The sequence below is a fragment of the Streptomyces sp. P17 genome, assembly GCF_032436805.1.
Classification (GTDB): domain Bacteria; phylum Actinomycetota; class Actinomycetes; order Streptomycetales; family Streptomycetaceae; genus Streptomyces.
This window is the reverse complement of the sequence record NZ_JAVRBF010000699.1, coordinates 1-279: the sequence shown is the minus strand read 5'-3', so window position 1 is coordinate 279 and position 279 is coordinate 1. Positions and strand designations below refer to the sequence as shown.

Annotated in this window: 1 protein-coding gene; it reads left to right on the top strand. The window is 53.8% G+C overall.

The window, feature by feature from the left end; all coding sequences use genetic code 11:
• Positions 1-279, top strand: a 279-nt coding sequence (locus tag RMT89_RS42645) for a hypothetical protein (RefSeq protein WP_315889135.1), incomplete at both ends; no start/stop codon positions are given.

Genomic DNA, 279 nt, shown 5'->3' with positions numbered 1-279 from the left:
AAGCCGTCTGAGGGTCGCCGCATTATCGAAGCCCCGGCTCGTTTCCTCCCGCGCGCCAAGGAACTTTGGAATAACGTTCCCCACCCTGTTCGGGAAGAGTTTGAGCGCATTTCCAAGGAAAACGAGGCTGAGATTAATCAGTATCGGGAAGCCAAGCAGGAATGGGATAATCTCAAGGAATATAACGAGCTTGGCAAGCAGCATGGTGTAAGCCTGAAGCAGGCACTGGATAACTATGTTGGGATCGAGCGCAAGTTTGCGGCTGATCCGGCCGATGGG